We start from the raw sequence: 16,880 nt of genomic DNA, 5'->3' as shown, positions 1-16,880 counted from the left end.
TTCAGACAAAGGGAAAGCTGTCATATTGGGCTGTTGTAATTAAAACTATCAACTCTTTCCAATCTCAGCAAAACAAGATTGATTGTTATGATTATTCGTCAATTTCTAGCCTTGGCAGCCATTTCCCTCATCCTTGCAGCCTGTGGTCAAGCAGGCAGTAACCCAAACCTGACCGCCCAAAACCCCCCTCAAACGAGTGAGCAAATACCGCTTGGGAGGCGATCGCACCGCCATATAGATTTTACAGCAGCAGCTCAAAAACTTGGCGTTACCGAAGCCAAGTTAAAAGAAGCTTTGGGAGTACCCACTAATCCAACCAATCCACCAGATGGAGAGCGTCGCCGTCCCGATCTGAAAGCCGCAGCGACAAAACTTGGTGTTACCGAAGAAAAATTGCGAGAAGCGTTGGGGATTCCAGCACGTCCTCCGAGCAATTAATCAATTGCTTATAGGAATCGATCGCAAAAACTCAATTGTTGTTTACAACCAAGGTGCATTCATAGCGTATGACACTTAATTCTCCCCAACAAATTACACTCAAGCCTTTTAAAGAAGGTTTGATAAAAGGCAAACTGACGAAATGGCTGATGGGGCTATTGATACTCAGTTCACTCACAGGCGGTGGATACCTCGTTTACCGTCAGACGGTGATTTCCTCCACTCAGTCAGCCAGAAGCAAAATGCAGACAGTCCCAGTCGAGCGAGAAACCTTACCGATTACAATCTCAGCCAACGGTACTGTTGAAGCCAAACAATCGACCAACGTCAGCCCCAAAAGTTCTGGACAGCTAAAGAAATTGCTGGTAGATGAAGGTGACTCTGTGAAAGCGGGACAAATCCTCGCATACATGGATGATTCAAATCTGCAAGGGCAACTAATTCAAGCACAGGGATCTCTGGCTTCAGCTCAAGCGAATTTGCAAAAAGCGATCGCTGGCAATCGTCCTCAAGATATTGCTGCTTCACAGGCGCAATTAAAACAAGCCCAAGCGACTTTAGAAAAAGCAGAAGCAGGTAATCGCTCTCAAGATATTGCTCAGGCTGATGCACGTTTAAAAAGCGCTCAAGCAAGTTTAACAAAAGCCGAAGATGATTTGAGCCGCAATCAGCAACTATACAATGCTGGTGCTATTTCCCTTCAGACTTTAAACCAAAAACGCGCCGACAAGGATAGTGCTAAAGCTTCCGTAAATGAAACCCAGCAAGCGCTGGCATTGCAAAAAGCTGGGTCACGCAAAGAAGATATCGAGCAACTAAAGGCTGTGGTTGAGGAAAAACAGCAAGCTTTAGCACTACTAAAAGCAGGAAACCGCCAGGAAGATATTGATGCTGCACGCGCTCAAGTGCTTCAGGAACAGGGTAGCCTAAAAACGATTCAAACACAAATCCAAGACACAGCAATTCGTGCCCCATTTACTGGTATTGTGACTTCCAAGTATTCCGATCCAGGTGATTTCGTTACACCTACTACATCTGGGAGTTCGGTTTCGGGATCGACCTCTTCTTCGATTCTGTCGCTGGCATCAACTTATCAGGTTGTGGCAAATATTGCCGAAACCGATATTAGCAAAATTAAGGTAGGGCAGTCGGTAAGCATTACAGCCGATGCGTATCCTGACAAAACCTTTAAGGGAAAGGTTGCCCAGGTTGCGGCTCAGGCAACTGTGGCAACCAATGTTACCAGCGTTAAAGTCAAAGTGGATTTCACTGACCCTGAAACTCTCTTGCTTCCAAGCATGAATGTTGATGCGAAATTCGATGCAGGCGAATTAAACAATGTGCTTGTTGTACCAACAGTAGCGATCGCTCGTCAGAGTAATGGCACTGGAGTACAGGTGCTTACGGAAAATGGCAGCACTCGATTTGTGCCAATTAAAACTGGAGCTACGGTAAATAACAAAACCGTTGTCCAATCCGGTTTACAAGGAAATGAAAAGGTTTTGGTGAGTGCGCCATCGAATTCTAACAAAAATAGTAATACTAACAGAGGTATTTCTCCTGGCGGTATGGGTGGCCCTCCTCCTGGTGGCCCTTAGTATAACTACAGTTTTGCCTAAAAGCATAGCGCTTTTAATACAGGAGAACGCATTAACAACGCAAGCCAACGCATTAACAACGCAAGCCAACGCATTAACAACGCAAGCCAACGCATTAACAACGCGTCCGATAAATGGCATTGCAGAGTATGACCAAATTTAATTAGCTACGAATTAATAAAATGCTGTACTTAAATTTAGTATCACAAGCAAAGTTTAGCAATGATCAAATCACGCAATCGTAAACCACTGGTTAAACAGGCATCTACTTTAATCCGCAGTTCTTCGGTATCAGCCGTTGAAATTTTGACAATGGCGTTCGAGACATTGTGGAGTAATAAACTCCGCACTGCGCTCACAATGCTGGGTATTATCATTGGGATTATGGCAGTGATTGCTGTCACCGCCATTGGTCAAGGCACTCAAAAAGCAACTGAGCAACAACTACAATCACTCGGAACCGACATTTTGCAAGTGCAAGCAGGTGCATCTAGAAGTGGCGCGGTGCAACAGGGTGCTGGGAGTGCTACAACATTGACTTTAGAAGATGCTGAAGCGATCGCGCAACAGGTTTTAGGGGTTGAGCGGGTGTCGGCTATTCTGCAACAGTCTGCCCAAGTCGTCTATGGCGAAAACAACGACTCGATGACGATTATTGGAACTGATGTCAATTATCCAGATGTACGCAACACCCATCCTCAAACAGGCAGGTTTTTTACTGAGGAGGAAGTCAAAGCGGCAAAACCTTTGGCAGTTTTAGGCCCCACCGCCCGCGATGAACTGCTGGGGTCAGGAAGTATTGCAGAAGGCGCACAAATCCGCATCTCTGGACAAACCTATGATGTGATTGGCGTTATGGAGACGAAGGGAGCGCAGGGGCCACAAAACCCGGATGAACAAATTTATATTCCGCTTACCAATATGTCTGCTCGGCTAGTAGGAAATAATGCTGTTAAGGGAATTGCCATTCGAGGAATTTATGTCAAAGTCAAAAGCCAGGAACAGCTAGACGCTGCTCAGTATCAAACTACAAATCTCTTGCGGGTAAGACATGGCATTTATCCAGAGAAAGGAGATAAAGATGATTTTCGGACTGTAAATTCGGCTGATATCATCAACACGCTGACTAGTACATCTAAGCTTTTTACCGTAATGATAGTGGCGGTTGCGGTAATTTCTTTAATTGTTGGCGGTATTGGTATTGCCAATATCATGCTTGTGTCAGTGGTGGAACGAACGCGAGAAATTGGGATTCGCAAAGCGATTGGAGCGACTAGCACTGCGATTTTGAGCCAGTTTTTAGCCGAGGCAGTTGTGATTGCGGTAATTGGAGGGGTAATTGGTATTGGACTGGGAATTGCGATCGCTTTTGCCGCCTCAAATTTGTTTAAATTTCCCTTGGTGATTTCGCTCTGGTCAATACTGTTCGGCTTTGGTTTAACGTTTGTAATTGGGTTACTGGCTGGCGTAATTCCGGCTCGTAATGCTGCCAGTCTTGACCCAATTACGGCGCTCAGAAGTGATTAAAACATTTTTAAAGTAGAGAATTACTAATATGGCAACCATGATTTGGATGGAAGAAATTCAGAAAACATATCGTCTTGGAGAAGTCGAGATTCCGATACTCAAGGGTATTGACTTGTCTATTCAGGAAGGCGAATACGTTTCAATTATGGGGATGTCTGGTTCGGGAAAGTCTACGCTGATGAACATCATCGGTTGCCTCGATCGCCCCACATCTGGACATTATGTTTTAGAAGGCAGAAACCTGACGACGCTAACCGATGATGAGTTGGCATATATCCGCAATCGCCGCATCGGTTTTGTGTTTCAGCAGTTTAATTTGTTGGCTCGTTCTACGGCTTTAGAAAACGTGATGCTGCCAATGGTCTATGCAGGTGTTCCCAAATCAGAACGTAGAAAACGCGCAGAGTCAGCTTTAACTCGTGTTGGCTTGGCAGAGCGAATGTTAAACCGTCCCAACCAGATGTCTGGTGGACAGCAACAGCGAGTGGCGATCGCCCGTGCCCTAGTTAATCGCCCTGCACTTGTTCTAGCAGACGAACCCACTGGAGCGTTAGACAGTGAAACCTCTCAGGAAGTGATGGATTTGTTAACTGAGTTAAATAGTCAAGGCATCACGATTGTCATTGTTACCCATGAAATGGATGTCGCCGAGCAAACTAACCGGATTATTCATGTTAAAGATGGTTTAGCTGAAGGGGTAACAAAAAAGTTACAAACTAGACTAGTGGATAAGGTGCATAGCAAAACATGATGAAAATCGGGTAGTTTACCAGCCCTTTGGCATAGCATTCAGTTCGGGGAGCGTCCCGTAGAGAAGGAAAGGTATCGCCTGTTAATCTGCGGCCAATTCACCACATTCCACCAATTATCCAAATACTCAGCTCGACGGTTGCGATATTTTAGGTAATAAGCGTGTTCCCACAGATCGTTACCCATAATCGGATATGAACCCTCCATAATTGGGTTATCCTGATTTGCTGTGGTGACAATCTGGAGTTGCTTTTGGGAATTGCCTACTAACCAAACCCAACCACTACCGAAACGCGCTGCACCCGCTGCGTTAAACTGTTTTTTAAAGGCATCAAAACTGCCAAAAGTTTGGTTAATTTCTTGAGCGATCGCGCCTGATGGTTGTCCACCACCTTGAGGACTCATCAGTTGCCAAAAAATCGTATGGTTAAGATGACCACCTGCGTTATTGCGTACCTTTGTCCGAATATCTTCAGGTACGCTGTTCAAATCCACTAGCAAACCTTCAACACTTCTTTTTTGCAAATCTGGATACTGCTTCAATGCATCATTTAAGTTCTTGACGTAGCTAGCATGATGTGCATCATGATGCAATTTCATAGTTTCAGCATCAATCGCTTTTCCTAGTGCCCCATAAGCATAAGGCAATGGTGGTAGCTGTGCGGGAGAAGCACTTAATGACCTATTAGGATAAGCTACAGTGGCAAACGGTCTAGTAGGTGTTGGTGTAAAAAATTGTGCCTCAGCTATTGGTACTGGTTCGTGATAAATTAGCAGAATTGTTAACACGATTGTTGTGAAGAAAAAAACTATTGTTCTTCGCCAAAATCCGATCATAAATTGTCGCCTCAAAATCAATATTATTGGCTTATAACCCGATCGTAGACTGTTATTTTGTAGTTACATTAAGCCAAATATTATATATATTACCTTAGTTGTCAGTTAATTCAAATAAAGATAGACATAGCTGAAATTTTATTTTCTAAACCTATAATTCAAACCATGTAACTAAAAAATCCTTTGGCTAAGAATAATAATTATTAATAAAACTCTTAATTTTTATTGTGCTATGGCGTTTACTCCGCCCGTGTGAACATCTTGTTTACATCATCATAGCTAAATTTTATTCACTATTTTAGCTGGGCTATGCTACTAAAAATTTTATATTATTTAGCTCAGTTTTTGTTTTTCATCTGTCTGTAAATAGCTGCAATATTGCGGGCATCATCAATGCCACGATGGTGTGTGCCTTTTAATTCTATCCCCAACTCATTGAGAGCCTGCGCCATGCCAAATTTTTTAGATACGCCAAGATATTCCGAAAATTCCTCTTTGATATTTATATGTTCTGAAGTAAAAGGATAAGGAAAATTATGAAACGCACAATCTTGAATAAATTGCTTTTTGTCGTAATTACCCCAAGAACAAAAAATATAGTTAGGAAATAAATTAATCCAGTCTTTGAAGCGAGAAATTGCCTCTAAAAATTTTGGTGCTTCGTCAACATCTTGCTGTCGAATGCTAGTCAATTCTGTGCAAAAACCTGTCAGTTGCGGATGTCTCACAGGTTGGATGAATTGCTGAAAATCTGAATCAATTTCCCATGTTGTTCGATTGAGCATCACAGCACCGATTTCAATAATTTCCATTTGGTGACGGGGAATAGTTTTACTGTTACAGCATGTAGCTTCCAAATCAACTATCAGATAATAGTGGGATATTTTAGTATTCATATTATGTAATAGAGTAATGATAATTAAAGTTAGTAATTATTTATACATTATTTTGAATAATTACACAATGAAGTGTGTAAGCTTATTGTATTTATTATATTACAAAAGTGTGATGCTTACAGCCTTTTTGATTTATTTGAACTACAGCTAGCTGTAAGACCAATTCTTTATAAAGATGCATAGAAATAACCTCACCGTCTACGGCACCTCCCCTTGGTAAGGGGAGGTTGGGAGGGGTGAAAATAATGTGTAACTTCACAGAGAATAGACCACAACTTCACAACTTAGGGAAAGGGAATTTAGATTGATGAAAAAGGTTTAACCCAACGGAATTGAATAGCGATATTAAGAGCGCTCGCAGCTATTCCAAACCACAACACACTTTCAAAAGCCAACACTAAAAAAGGCCAAATTGTGCTGTGAGAATTCCACCCAAGTTCTATTTGAGTTAATCCCCGCACCAAGCCAAAGGCCAGCACACCACCGGCTTTGAGTTGGGGATTTTGATCTGAGCGGATGATATAGCGGTAGGTGACACCAAATAGGAAACCAGTAAAAGTTGCAACTGCACCACTTACCCACAAGTGCCAGTTAAGATCACTTTGCAGACATACAAGTATCTGAAAATACGTTGCTAGTACTAAAGTATTCAACAGACTAGCAATCGCAAAGCTAAGACACATAGATAATCCCCCAATTATTCCAGCCTTGAGGGATTCTATACGTTCTGCCATGAATTGAGGATCTAAAGTTGGGTTCACTCTATATATAAATTAGGTATTGGGTATTGGGAAAACTCTTTCCCAGTCTCCAATATGATAAATGCTAGAGCAGTTTTGTAATCAATTAAATATTGTTCTCATGTAGGAATTTTGATGATAAACTCGGTTCCCATACCAGGTTGAGAATTCACTTCTAAAATACCTTTGTGTTTCTCTACAACTATTTGATATGCGATAGACAAGCCAAGTCCAGTGCCTTTTCCAACAGTTTTTGTCGTAAACAACGGCTCAAACAAGCGTTTTTTAAGCCGTTCAGGAATACCAATCCCATTGTCAGCAATCCGAATTATAACTAATTGTTCAGAATCTATTTCTGTTGCAATTTTAATCTGAGGAATTAGATCGTTCATTTTGCCTTGCATTATAGCTTCATCAAGGGCATCAACTGCATTTGCCAGAATATTCATAAATACTTGATTCATTTCCCCTAGATAGCATCTGACCTTTGGTAATACTCCATAACTTTTAATAACTTCAATGCGGGGACGATTGCCATTAGCATTGAGGCGGTGTTGCAAAATCATTAGTGTACTATCTAGTCCTTGGTGCAAATCAGCAGATATTTTGGCATCCCTGTCTGAACGACAGAAGTTGCGGAGTGAATCAGAAATGTTCCTAATTCGTTCACTTCCTAGCTGGAGTGAGTTCAAGATTTTTACCATATCTTCGAGAACAAAATTTAGATCCAAGTCCTCAATGACATTGGTAATTTTAGCAGTTGGGTTTGGATACTCTTGTTCATATAGTAGGAACAACTTGGTTACTCCTGCAATGTGTTCTTGCAAGGGTGGAATATTGCTGGAAATAAAGTTGATAGGGTTATTAATTTCATGGCCAACACCAGCGATTAACTCTCCGAGTGTTGATAGTTTCTCTTGCTGCACTAGTTGGACTTGGGCTTTTTGCAAAGCTTTGGTGCGATCGCTAACTTGTTGTTCCAAAGATTCAGTCAATTGTTTGAGTTGTAAATGTACGCGCACTCTCGCAATGACTTCCTCTTGTGCAAATGGTTTAGGGATATAATCTACTGCACCAAGAGAAAATCCCTTCGTTTTGCTTTCTGTATCTGCTAAAGCAGTAGTGAAAATAATCGGAATGTTTTGGGTAACAGGATTGACTTTCAGGCGGCGACAAGTTTCAAATCCGTCAATACCGGGCATTTGTACATCCAGCAAAATCAACTCTGGCTGATTGCGTTCGGCTTGAGCGATCGCACTTTCTCCATCGACTGCAACCCGAAAGCGAAAACCCTCACTATTGAGTGCTTCACATACGACAGATAAATTTGTCGGATTATCATCCACAATCAAAATAAATCCGTCATTTTGAATTTTGTTCATAATGAATTAAAAATTAAAATTCTACTCCAATTAATTGATGTATTCTTGAATAAAACTTTCCAAACGTTTGAGTTGGAAATTACTAGCAAGCTGGACGAGTTGCTGGGCAAAAACGCTTAACTGCTGATCGGATGCAGAAAGTTCCTCAGCCAGCTCCAATATTTTTTGGATATCGCCGTCTTCTGTCAGTTCGAGTAACTTTTGTAAAACCTCTTTGGCAGGATAAATCATCTCCTCATTTTGTTGATCCAAACCACCTGTATAGGTTTTTTTGATTGCGTCTACCTTAACATCAAAAATCCATTCTAGATGCAAAAATTGTCGTAACATTTCCAACAGCGTTTCAGCTTCTACAGGCTTTGGTAAAAATGCATCTGCACCGACATCAATACTTTTGTGCTGGTCGATTGCAAACACGCTAGCTGACGAAGCTATGACAGCAATCTCTTTAAATGGCCCAGGCTTACGCAAACGCTCGATCAATTCAAATCCAGTCAAAATAGGCATCACGAGGTCAGTGATAATCATATCTGGTTTGTAGGCTAGAGCCTGTTCCCATGCTTCCTGACCCTGGCTAGCTTCTACCACAGTAAACCCAACAGGCTCTAGTAAATTTACAATTACCGATCTGTTTTCCCATTTGTCATCTGCAATCAAAATGGTGCGCCTTTGTCCTTGATAACCAATAATAGTTCCTTGCTCAACCACTCTAGAAACCTTTGCCCAGTCTTTAGATTCTGGCAATTTTGCTTCAAACCAGAAAGTGCTACCTTTACCAAATTCACTTTGCACCTGAATTTCACCACCCATCAGCAAAACAATTTTTTGGCTGATTGCTAATCCCAAGCCTGTACCTTCAGATTGTCGTTTTTGATTTCCCACTTGCTCAAAGGGCTGGAAGATTTTCTCGGCTTGTTCAGGGCTTATACCCGTGCCGGTATCTACTACCTGAAAGCGAATTTTGTAGTTAGTTTGTCCATTGGCGTTTGATTCTTGACCAATCACCTGAACTTTGAAAGTGACACTGCCTTGATGAGTAAATTTAATCGCATTACTAAGCAAGTTAATTAATACTTGCCGCAAGCGTTTTTCATCAGCATGAATACCCGTTGGCAAATCAGGATCAAGTTGAATGTGAAATGCGATCACCTTTTGTTCTGCCCGGATGCGGCAAATTTCAGCCACGCTATCTATAAAGGCAGGCAAGTAGAAATCAACAGCATACAATTCTAGTTTCCGGGCTTCTATTTTGGAGAGATCCAGGACATCATTAATTAGAGTTAAAAGATGGGAACCACATTGGTAAATAATACTGACTCCTTTACGTCCTTTCTCACTCAACGATTCTGTGCGTTGGAGAATTTGTGTATAGCCCAAGATGCCGTTGAGAGGTGTGCGTAGTTCATGACTCATATTGGCGAGAAATTCACTCTTGGCTTGGCTGGAGTTTTGAGCGACTTCTTCTGCAAGGCGTAGTTCTTGCTCAATGCGCTTGCGCTCGACAATTTCAGTTGAAAGCACACAATTGATAGCTTCTAACTGGGCAGGGCTAGGTAGCGTCAGAGCTTGAGGCATGAGATAAAATAATGCAAATGCCGTATATATCGAAATAATGGCAGTTAGAGCTTTTAAACCACCTGTAATCCAATAGTCTGGATGCCAAAGCGTCCAAATATCCATCAAGTGTCCAGTACCGCAGGCAATGATAAAAGCACCAAATAACAAAAAGACTCCATTGAAAGGAACGTCTTTGCGCTTGGAAATAAAGTAAATTAGTAGGAAGGGAATGGAATAATAGGCAAGAGCGATCGTGGCATCAGAAATAATGTGCAGCCAAACTAATCCAGTTTGCCAGAGATAACAATGTCCGTGGGGAATAAAACCGTTAGAGTGGAAAGGATAGTTAAAAAATATTGGCATGATATTAGGGATTGCTGGATTTGAAAGATATACCCAGGACTCTAGTATTCCCAAATAATCAAGTGGAAAAGCGCGATCGCTACTTTTTTATATTAATTTTCATTATTACGTAGAGTACGAGGTATCAATAAAAGATGGTGTCTGGTTTGCGATCGCAAAACTTACAATGTCATTGATAAAAAAATCTCAGCCTGCCCAATCCCTGTATGATAAATATTAGAAACCTTTTGTAATTATTTGAAAAATGGGACTATGGAGATTTTGACACTAGGTTGGGTATCGTTGTTAGTTGTGTTCACTTGGTCAATTGCAATGGTAGTGTGGGGACGTAACGGACTGTAGAGGCATTGTGGAAAGTCCATTTTTGAGTATTTTGGCTTTATTTGCTGTAGTGCTGCTCGTAGTAGTCACTGGTGGTATTGGTTATTTGACCCTGGCAGATTGGCGCGATCGCCGTCGCCGAGATGAAGAAAAACGCACCACCCGCAGCGCCACTCCCAAGCGGCGATAATTTTCTCGTGATTGAAAAATCTTTTTGTAGGGACGCGATACTATCTATACGTGTCAACTTAAGCCAAGGCTCATTCCATTGGCGGCTACACAGGCTCTCGTCCGCCACCGCAAACTAACGGAAAATCAAAGTTTTGAAACCCACGGAGGTGGGTTTTGTTTGTGTAGACGAGCCAGTGCGTTGGGCGGGCAATGCCTCACTTGTTCGCGCAGCGTCTCCCTTTGGGAGAAGCACCTGGCGTGCGGTTTCTAACCGCCCATTTCACGTTAAGTTGACACCACTGGATACTATCGTGTCCCTACAATGTTTTTTATGACATTCCCAGGAAATAACTGTTACCTTTGCGATCGCAACGGGAATCATGAGATAGAAGACTTTCAATATTTAAAGTCCCACTGGGAATGGAAAACTCCTCTACTACTCAACCCATACAACCAAATTCACAACGGCAAGAATCTTATTCAGACGTGACATTCTCCTTGCGTCAGAATGAGCAACAAAAAGCCTTATCTGGAGTTATTGCCCGTATTCGGGAGTCTCTAGACATAGAAACTATCTTCAAAATTACAGTCACTGAAGTCCGCCAACTTCTGAAAAGCGATCGGGTTAGCGTGTTTCGTTTTTATCCTGATTTGGCATGGGAAGGAGAATTTATCTATGAAGATGTGGCAACAGAATGGGATTCGGCATTAGCAGCCAAACTGCGTGACCACTGCTTTAGTGAGGAGTTCGCAGAACTTTATCAGCAAGGTCGAATTAGAGCAATAGCTGATATTTATCAAGTTAATGCCAGTGATTGCTACATCCAGATTCTAGAAAAATTTCAAGTACGTGCCAATATAACTGCCCCCTTGATCAAAGGTAAAGATTTATGGGGATTGTTGTGTATTCATCAGTGTGGTAGTCCTCGACAATGGGAAGCATCAGAAATTGAGTTTGTGCAATTAATCGCCGAACATCTAGCAGTTGCTTTACAGCAATCAGATTTCCTGGAACAAGTCAAACTACAATCAGCAGAACTAGCACAAGCAAAAGCTAGAGAAAAAGCAGCCCAATGGCAGAAAACTATAGCCATTACCATTGAGAAAATTCGTCAGTCCCTAGATTTGGAAAGCATTTTCCACACAACCACTGCAGAACTTAGGCAGCTGCTAAATGCCGATCGCGTGGCTATTTATCGCTTCAATCCCGATTGGAGTGGTGAATTCGTGTTTGAATCAGTCGCAGAGGGTTGGGTTTCCCTCATAGAGAGACAGTCGCAACGGCCAGAATTGAAAGAGAACGTCAGCGAATGTAGCACCAAAGATTTAGCTAAACCCCCAGTTGCTGATACCTACTTACAAGATACAGAGGGTGGTAGCTTCAGTCAGTGTGAAGTGTACCGGATTTGTAATGACATTTACAGTGCAGGCTTTAGCAACTGCTACATTAAAATCTTAGAGATATATCAAGCAAGAGCTTATGCGATCATTGCCATTTACCACGGTCAGAAACTCTGGGGCATGCTAGCAGCGTACCAAAATGCTGGATGTCGTGATTGGCAAAAAGATGAGGTTTACTTGCTTACTCAAGTGGGCACACAACTAGGTGTGGCTTTGCAGCAAGCAGAATTTATCCAACAAATGCAAATCCAAGCAGCAGACATCAGTAAAGCTGCCCAAAGGCAAAGGGCATTAGCAAACACGGTCGAAAAAATTCGTCAGTCTCTTGATATTGAAGCCATATTTAAAACCACTACTCAAGAAGTTCGTCGGTTATTAGAAGTTGAACGAGTTGCAATTTATCGCTTCTATCCTGATTGGAGTGGCGAATTTGTGGCTGATTCTATTGTTGATGGCTGGACACCAATGGTTAAGCCGCAGCCTGTGACAGAACGCGTTCTTGTGCAAGGAAAACAAGTAGGTAAATATGCACGTAATGAAGTTTTTGTCCCAATTTCTCAGGGCGAGAAGTTGTGGGGATTGCTAGTAGCTTATCAAAATTCCCAGCCTCGTTATTGGCAAGATGAAGAAATCAACTTGCTAGCACAAGTTGGGGTTCAATTGGGGGTAGCATTACAGCAAGCTGAGTCCTTGACACAGATGCAGGTGCAAGCCCAAAAACTGGCTAAAGCCGCCGAACGAGAACGGAAAGTAGCCGAAAGGCAGATGGCCCTAGCCGCAACGGTGGAGAAAATTCGCCACTCTCTTGATATTGACACCATTTTTGCTACCAGTACAGAAGAAGTCCGACGACTATTGGAAGTTGACCGAGTGACAATCTATCGATTCGGGACTGATTGGAGTGGCGAATTTGTTGCTGAGTCTTTAGCCCAAGGTTGGATACCAGTAAAGGAAATTGTACCTGCGATGTCTACGATGGTCACTGAGCCAAGTCGTACCACTTCGTGGAAGCAAGCTACGCGGAGCGTCTCGCAGAGAAGTGCGGGCGTAGCTGCCTCAGGTAATTACTTGCAAGAAAACCAAGGCGGGGATTTTGCTAATGGTAAAACTCTTGTGATTAAGGATATTTACAGCACCGATGATTCTATTCCTTATATTGCCCTGATTGAACTAATGGAGGCTAGGGCATATATGATTGTGCCAATTTTTCAGGGTGAGAAACTTTGGGGATTGCTAGCAGCTTATCAAAATATCAAACCCCGTGATTGGCAAGAAGATGAGGTAGATTTGTTGATGCAAATTGGTACTCAGTTAGGCGTAGGACTTCAGCAAGCAGAATTACTGGAACAAACTCAACTTCAAAAAGAAGAAATCACCCAGACTCTTAAAGAATTACAGCATACTCAGAGCCAGTTAATTCAAAGTGAGAAAATGGCAGGCTTAGGGCAGTTAGTTGCTGGTGTAGCACATGAAATTAATAACCCGATTAGTTTCATTTATGGGAATATCACTTATGTTACTGAACATACCGAAAATTTATTTAAATTACTGCGCCTTTATCAGAAACAGTATCCTAAAGCAACAGGAGAAATTCAAAAACAAACAGCAGCAGTAGATTTAGATTTCATTAGTGATGACTTGCCCAAAATTCTGACTTCAATGAAGTTGGGGGCAGAGCGGATCTCTCAATTAGTCTTGTCGTTACGAAGTTTTTCTCGACTTGACGAAGCAGGAATGAAGCACGTTGACCTTCATGAAGGTATCGATAGTACTTTGCTAATTTTACAACATCGACTGCAACCCCAAACTAATTCTTTTGCTATTGAGATAGTTAAACAGTATGGTGAATTACCTCCAGTAGTCTGCTATGCAGCCCAGATGAATCAGGTGTTTATGAATATTCTCAACAATGCGATCGATGCACTGGAAAACTCAGTAACTAGTGGAAAAATAATTGAAAATCCTAAAATTTGCATACGTACAGAAGTCATAGAAGGCAATACTGTTCTGATTTGGATTGCTGACAATGGTTGTGGGATTCCAGAGATTGTGCGATCGCGTATTTTTGAACCTTTCTTTACCACCAAACAACCTGGTCAAGGTACTGGTTTAGGTCTATCTATTAGCTACCAAATTATTGTGGAAAAACACGGCGGCCAACTCAAGTATGTTTCTGAACCTGGTAACGGCTCTGAGTTCTGTATCCAAATTCCCAGTAAACTGTGAGTTAGCTAGAAGAACTCCAAGCCCAACACAGCACTGTCAGATGACGATAATTTTTTTATATTTCGCTCACAGGTAGAAATATTTATTAGTACTTTTACACCTATGCTACAATCAGCCCCTAGTTTCAAGAACAGCTACTCTATAGGAAAGCTTACAGAAAAAGTGAATACTACTTATTGTTGCGCTTTCACTAAGGGTCAGAAAAGTTTGATTCTTATTAATATATATAATTATAGATTTATATAGTGCGTAAGTCTTACTTAAGAATGAGGGCAATTCCGTAGAGTCTTTATAAAGTAATACCTGTACAGTTATTGTTACGGAAATTACACCATGAGTTCTCAACAAAAATCCAATAGTAAACAAGGGGAGACTGCTGCCAAGAAAGAAAGCACAGCAGCTAAAAAAGCTGATAAAGCTGATAACTTGGATTTAGATTCACTTGTTTCTGCACTAGAAGGAGACTTGACTGCTCTTGATAGCGAAACTGCTATTGGCTTAATCGATGAGTGGTATACTTATTTACACAAAGCTAAAGAGCCAGAAATCAAAGAAATTGCCGATAACCTCAAGCAACTCAAGCAACTAGTGAAAAGTGGTAAGGCCACAGGTCATGAAATTGGTGAAGTGCTAACTGAAATTGGTGAGCAAACAAGTAATGTTACTTCTGATACTGATAAGGAACTAAAAACTCCGTTACAGAAGTTGGGTAAGCAACTTCGCAATATAGGTGTTTCACTAGGTAAGGCGGAAGACCGCGAACAGATTGAACACATAGAATCAGTAATAGAAACCCTTGAAGGAGACTTGACTAAAATTGAATCGGAGGCGGCGCAAGGTGCGATTGATACGTGGTACACCTTATTGCATAAGTCTGAAAACGAGAATCTCCAAGAAGTTGCTAATGGACTTAAAGAACTTAAGCAACTCTTGAAGCGCAAAACCGCCAAAGCTGCTGACTTTGCCGAGGTGCTGACGAAACTGAGTGAACAAACTCAACAAGCTGCAACTGAAGCCCCAAGGGGATTTAAGGGACCAATTCAAAGATTGGGTAAGCTTTTAAGTAGGGCTGGCAAGTCATTGGATTAATTTTAAAGTCTGTTTAATTACCGATAATAAAAGCACCTCATTTCACTTTGGCTGAGGCTAATGTGGAGTGGGGTGTTTTGTCTAATCACATCACTACCTTTTCGCGTCTTACAACTGGTTTATCTCAGTTACCAAATTATTTGTTAACGAACCACAAACAGACTAAGACACAAAGGAAGAAGAGACCATCGTACGGTGGAGATTTTGCAGGCAATGCCTTCTCTACGAGACGCTACGCGAACGGCGGACTTCGCCTACGCTTTTTTAACGAACCACAAAGACACAAAGGAAGAACAGAAGAGCCGATCGCACGGTGAAGATTTTGCAGGCGATCGCTTATCATAATTTCACTACCATTAGTAATATAAGTTGCTCTATGAATTAATATGGAAACTAAAGAAATTCTCCAAGCACTCCCAAGCTTGAGCATAAGCGATCGCCTGAAGATAGCTGAATCAGCCCTGCAATTGGTTCTTCAAGAAAAACACTCAATTACCAAAGATGAGCAAAAATGCCAATCAACACTAGCCGCAATCACAGCTATTGCAGATTATGCACCTGGTAGTGAATTAAATATATTCTCAGAGTTAGAGGGAGAAGACTTTTGCGATTATCCAGATGAAGACTTCTACAACTTAAGGAATTAGGAGACAACAAATGACCATACAGCTACAATTGAAACCAGAAATAGAGGCTCGTCTCATTGCTGAAGCTGCTGCACAAGGTTTATCGGTAGAAGCTTATCTTGCATCTCTGATTGAAAACAGTTTAACCAGCCATGAAAAAAGTTTTTTTTATCAAGTATCAACTCAGGAAGAATGGGAAGCTATATTAACAGATTTAATAAATAGTCCTGCTTTTTCTTTAGCACCAGCACTTTCAGATGAAGCAATTAGTCGAGATAGTATTTACACCAGAGAAGATGAAATGTTATGAGCTATTTGGTGGATACTAATATTTTGCTGCGTTTGGTGCAGAAGAATAGCCCAATGCACTTTGATACTCAAAGAGCGATATTAATACTTAAGAGACAAGGGGAATTATTATATATAATTCCACAGAATCTCATTGAGTTTTGGGCTGTTGTGACAAGACCAATTAATAGTAATGGTTTAGGTTTATCCACGGCTCAAGCAGTAGAAGAAACTGATAAACTCAAAAAAATATTTATACTACACCTTGATACACCTGCTATTTTTGGTGAGTGGGAATCTCTAATTGTTAAATACCAAGTCATGGGAAAAAAGGTGCATGATGCACGTTTAGTTGCGGCGATGATAACACACCAGATTACACATCTACTTACATTTAATATTGATGACTTTAAACGTTTTTCTGCGATTTTAGTTGTTGATCCGCGCAGTGTTACACCGTAGTCTTAATTATATTGCAGAGCGATCGCTCTTTTTAACGAACCTTTCTAGGCGCAGAGGACACATAGGAAGAAAAGAGCGATCGCACGCTGGAGTTTTGCAGGCGATCACTCTAGTTACTGGAGTTTAGACTAAGCAGCAAGAAATGGCTCAGCAGTGCTGAGTTTAGAAAAGACAAACTTCAAATGATGAAAATATTTGAGATTAAGCA

Annotated in this window: 18 protein-coding genes; 13 read left to right on the top strand and 5 right to left on the bottom strand. The window is 41.5% G+C overall.

Going from position 1 to position 16,880, the window contains the following annotated elements; genetic code table 11:
* The first annotated feature begins 87 nt into the window (after positions 1-87).
* From V7K60_RS02390 to V7K60_RS02375, 4 genes are all read left to right on the top strand, one after another.
* On the top strand, positions 88-438 hold the full coding sequence (locus V7K60_RS02390; protein WP_334922627.1) for a hypothetical protein: 351 nt from the start codon (positions 88-90) through the stop codon (positions 436-438).
* A gap of 68 nt (positions 439-506) precedes the next feature.
* Positions 507-2,036, top strand: coding sequence for an efflux RND transporter periplasmic adaptor subunit (locus tag V7K60_RS02385; protein WP_334922625.1), 1,530 nt, complete (start codon positions 507-509; stop codon positions 2,034-2,036).
* Positions 2,037-2,348: 312 nt separating this feature from the next.
* The gene (locus V7K60_RS02380; RefSeq protein WP_442944324.1) at positions 2,349-3,563 is read left to right on the top strand and encodes an ABC transporter permease; all 1,215 of its coding nucleotides are present in this window, start codon (positions 2,349-2,351) and stop codon (positions 3,561-3,563) included.
* A gap of 28 nt (positions 3,564-3,591) precedes the next feature.
* A complete protein-coding gene (locus V7K60_RS02375) occupies positions 3,592-4,314 on the top strand; it encodes an ABC transporter ATP-binding protein (protein ID WP_334922621.1) in 723 nt (240 codons plus the stop codon).
* 38 nt (positions 4,315-4,352) lie between these two features.
* Here V7K60_RS02375 and V7K60_RS02370 read toward each other — a convergent pair whose 3' ends face one another.
* From V7K60_RS02370 to V7K60_RS02350, 5 genes are all read right to left on the bottom strand, one after another.
* Complete coding sequence (locus tag V7K60_RS02370; protein ID WP_334922619.1) at positions 4,353-5,150, bottom strand: superoxide dismutase; 798 nt, start codon at positions 5,148-5,150, stop codon at positions 4,353-4,355.
* A gap of 338 nt (positions 5,151-5,488) precedes the next feature.
* Positions 5,489-6,046, bottom strand: coding sequence for a 3'-5' exonuclease (locus tag V7K60_RS02365; protein WP_334922617.1), 558 nt, complete (start codon positions 6,044-6,046; stop codon positions 5,489-5,491).
* A gap of 299 nt (positions 6,047-6,345) precedes the next feature.
* The gene (locus tag V7K60_RS02360; protein WP_334922616.1) at positions 6,346-6,780 is read right to left on the bottom strand and encodes a hypothetical protein; all 435 of its coding nucleotides are present in this window, start codon (positions 6,778-6,780) and stop codon (positions 6,346-6,348) included.
* A gap of 125 nt (positions 6,781-6,905) precedes the next feature.
* Positions 6,906-8,168: a sensor histidine kinase gene (locus V7K60_RS02355; RefSeq protein WP_334922614.1), complete on the bottom strand. Its 1,263-nt coding sequence runs from the start codon at positions 8,166-8,168 to the stop codon at positions 6,906-6,908.
* 30 nt (positions 8,169-8,198) lie between these two features.
* The gene (locus tag V7K60_RS02350) at positions 8,199-10,088 is read right to left on the bottom strand and encodes an ATP-binding protein (RefSeq protein ID WP_334922613.1); all 1,890 of its coding nucleotides are present in this window, start codon (positions 10,086-10,088) and stop codon (positions 8,199-8,201) included.
* Between the two features lie 252 nt (positions 10,089-10,340).
* Here V7K60_RS02350 and petN point away from each other — a divergent pair, with 252 nt between their 5' ends.
* The 9 genes from petN (at position 10,341) to V7K60_RS02305 (ending at position 16,672) form a co-directional block, all read left to right on the top strand.
* Entirely contained in the window at positions 10,341-10,430 is a 90-nt protein-coding gene (petN, locus tag V7K60_RS02345) for a cytochrome b6-f complex subunit PetN (RefSeq protein ID WP_012408302.1), read from the top strand.
* A 7-nt stretch (positions 10,431-10,437) separates the two neighbouring features.
* The gene (locus V7K60_RS02340; RefSeq protein WP_094350864.1) at positions 10,438-10,599 is read left to right on the top strand and encodes a hypothetical protein; all 162 of its coding nucleotides are present in this window, start codon (positions 10,438-10,440) and stop codon (positions 10,597-10,599) included.
* Between the two features lie 133 nt (positions 10,600-10,732).
* Positions 10,733-10,915, top strand: a complete 183-nt coding sequence (locus V7K60_RS02335; protein WP_334922612.1) for a hypothetical protein — start codon at positions 10,733-10,735, stop codon at positions 10,913-10,915.
* An 85-nt stretch (positions 10,916-11,000) separates the two neighbouring features.
* Positions 11,001-14,207, top strand: a complete 3,207-nt coding sequence (locus V7K60_RS02330) for a GAF domain-containing sensor histidine kinase (protein ID WP_334922610.1) — start codon at positions 11,001-11,003, stop codon at positions 14,205-14,207.
* Between the two features lie 333 nt (positions 14,208-14,540).
* On the top strand, positions 14,541-15,296 hold the full coding sequence (locus V7K60_RS02325) for a hypothetical protein (RefSeq protein ID WP_334922608.1): 756 nt from the start codon (positions 14,541-14,543) through the stop codon (positions 15,294-15,296).
* 195 nt (positions 15,297-15,491) lie between these two features.
* Positions 15,492-15,641: a hypothetical protein gene (locus V7K60_RS02320; protein WP_334922606.1), complete on the top strand. Its 150-nt coding sequence runs from the start codon at positions 15,492-15,494 to the stop codon at positions 15,639-15,641.
* 41 nt (positions 15,642-15,682) lie between these two features.
* Entirely contained in the window at positions 15,683-15,943 is a 261-nt protein-coding gene (locus V7K60_RS02315) for a hypothetical protein (protein WP_334922604.1), read from the top strand.
* Between the two features lie 10 nt (positions 15,944-15,953).
* The gene (locus V7K60_RS02310; protein WP_334922602.1) at positions 15,954-16,232 is read left to right on the top strand and encodes a hypothetical protein; all 279 of its coding nucleotides are present in this window, start codon (positions 15,954-15,956) and stop codon (positions 16,230-16,232) included.
* On the top strand, positions 16,229-16,672 hold the full coding sequence (locus tag V7K60_RS02305) for a type II toxin-antitoxin system VapC family toxin (protein ID WP_334922601.1): 444 nt from the start codon (positions 16,229-16,231) through the stop codon (positions 16,670-16,672). Before V7K60_RS02310 ends, V7K60_RS02305 begins: the two co-directional genes overlap by 4 nt.
* The last annotated feature ends 208 nt before the right edge of the window (positions 16,673-16,880 follow it).

Origin of the sequence: Nostoc sp., assembly GCF_036917555.1 — a bacterium.
In the GTDB taxonomy this organism is placed as follows: domain Bacteria; phylum Cyanobacteriota; class Cyanobacteriia; order Cyanobacteriales; family Nostocaceae; genus Nostoc.
Note: the sequence above shows the minus strand (reverse complement) of the source record. Positions and strands in the feature narration are given on the sequence as shown.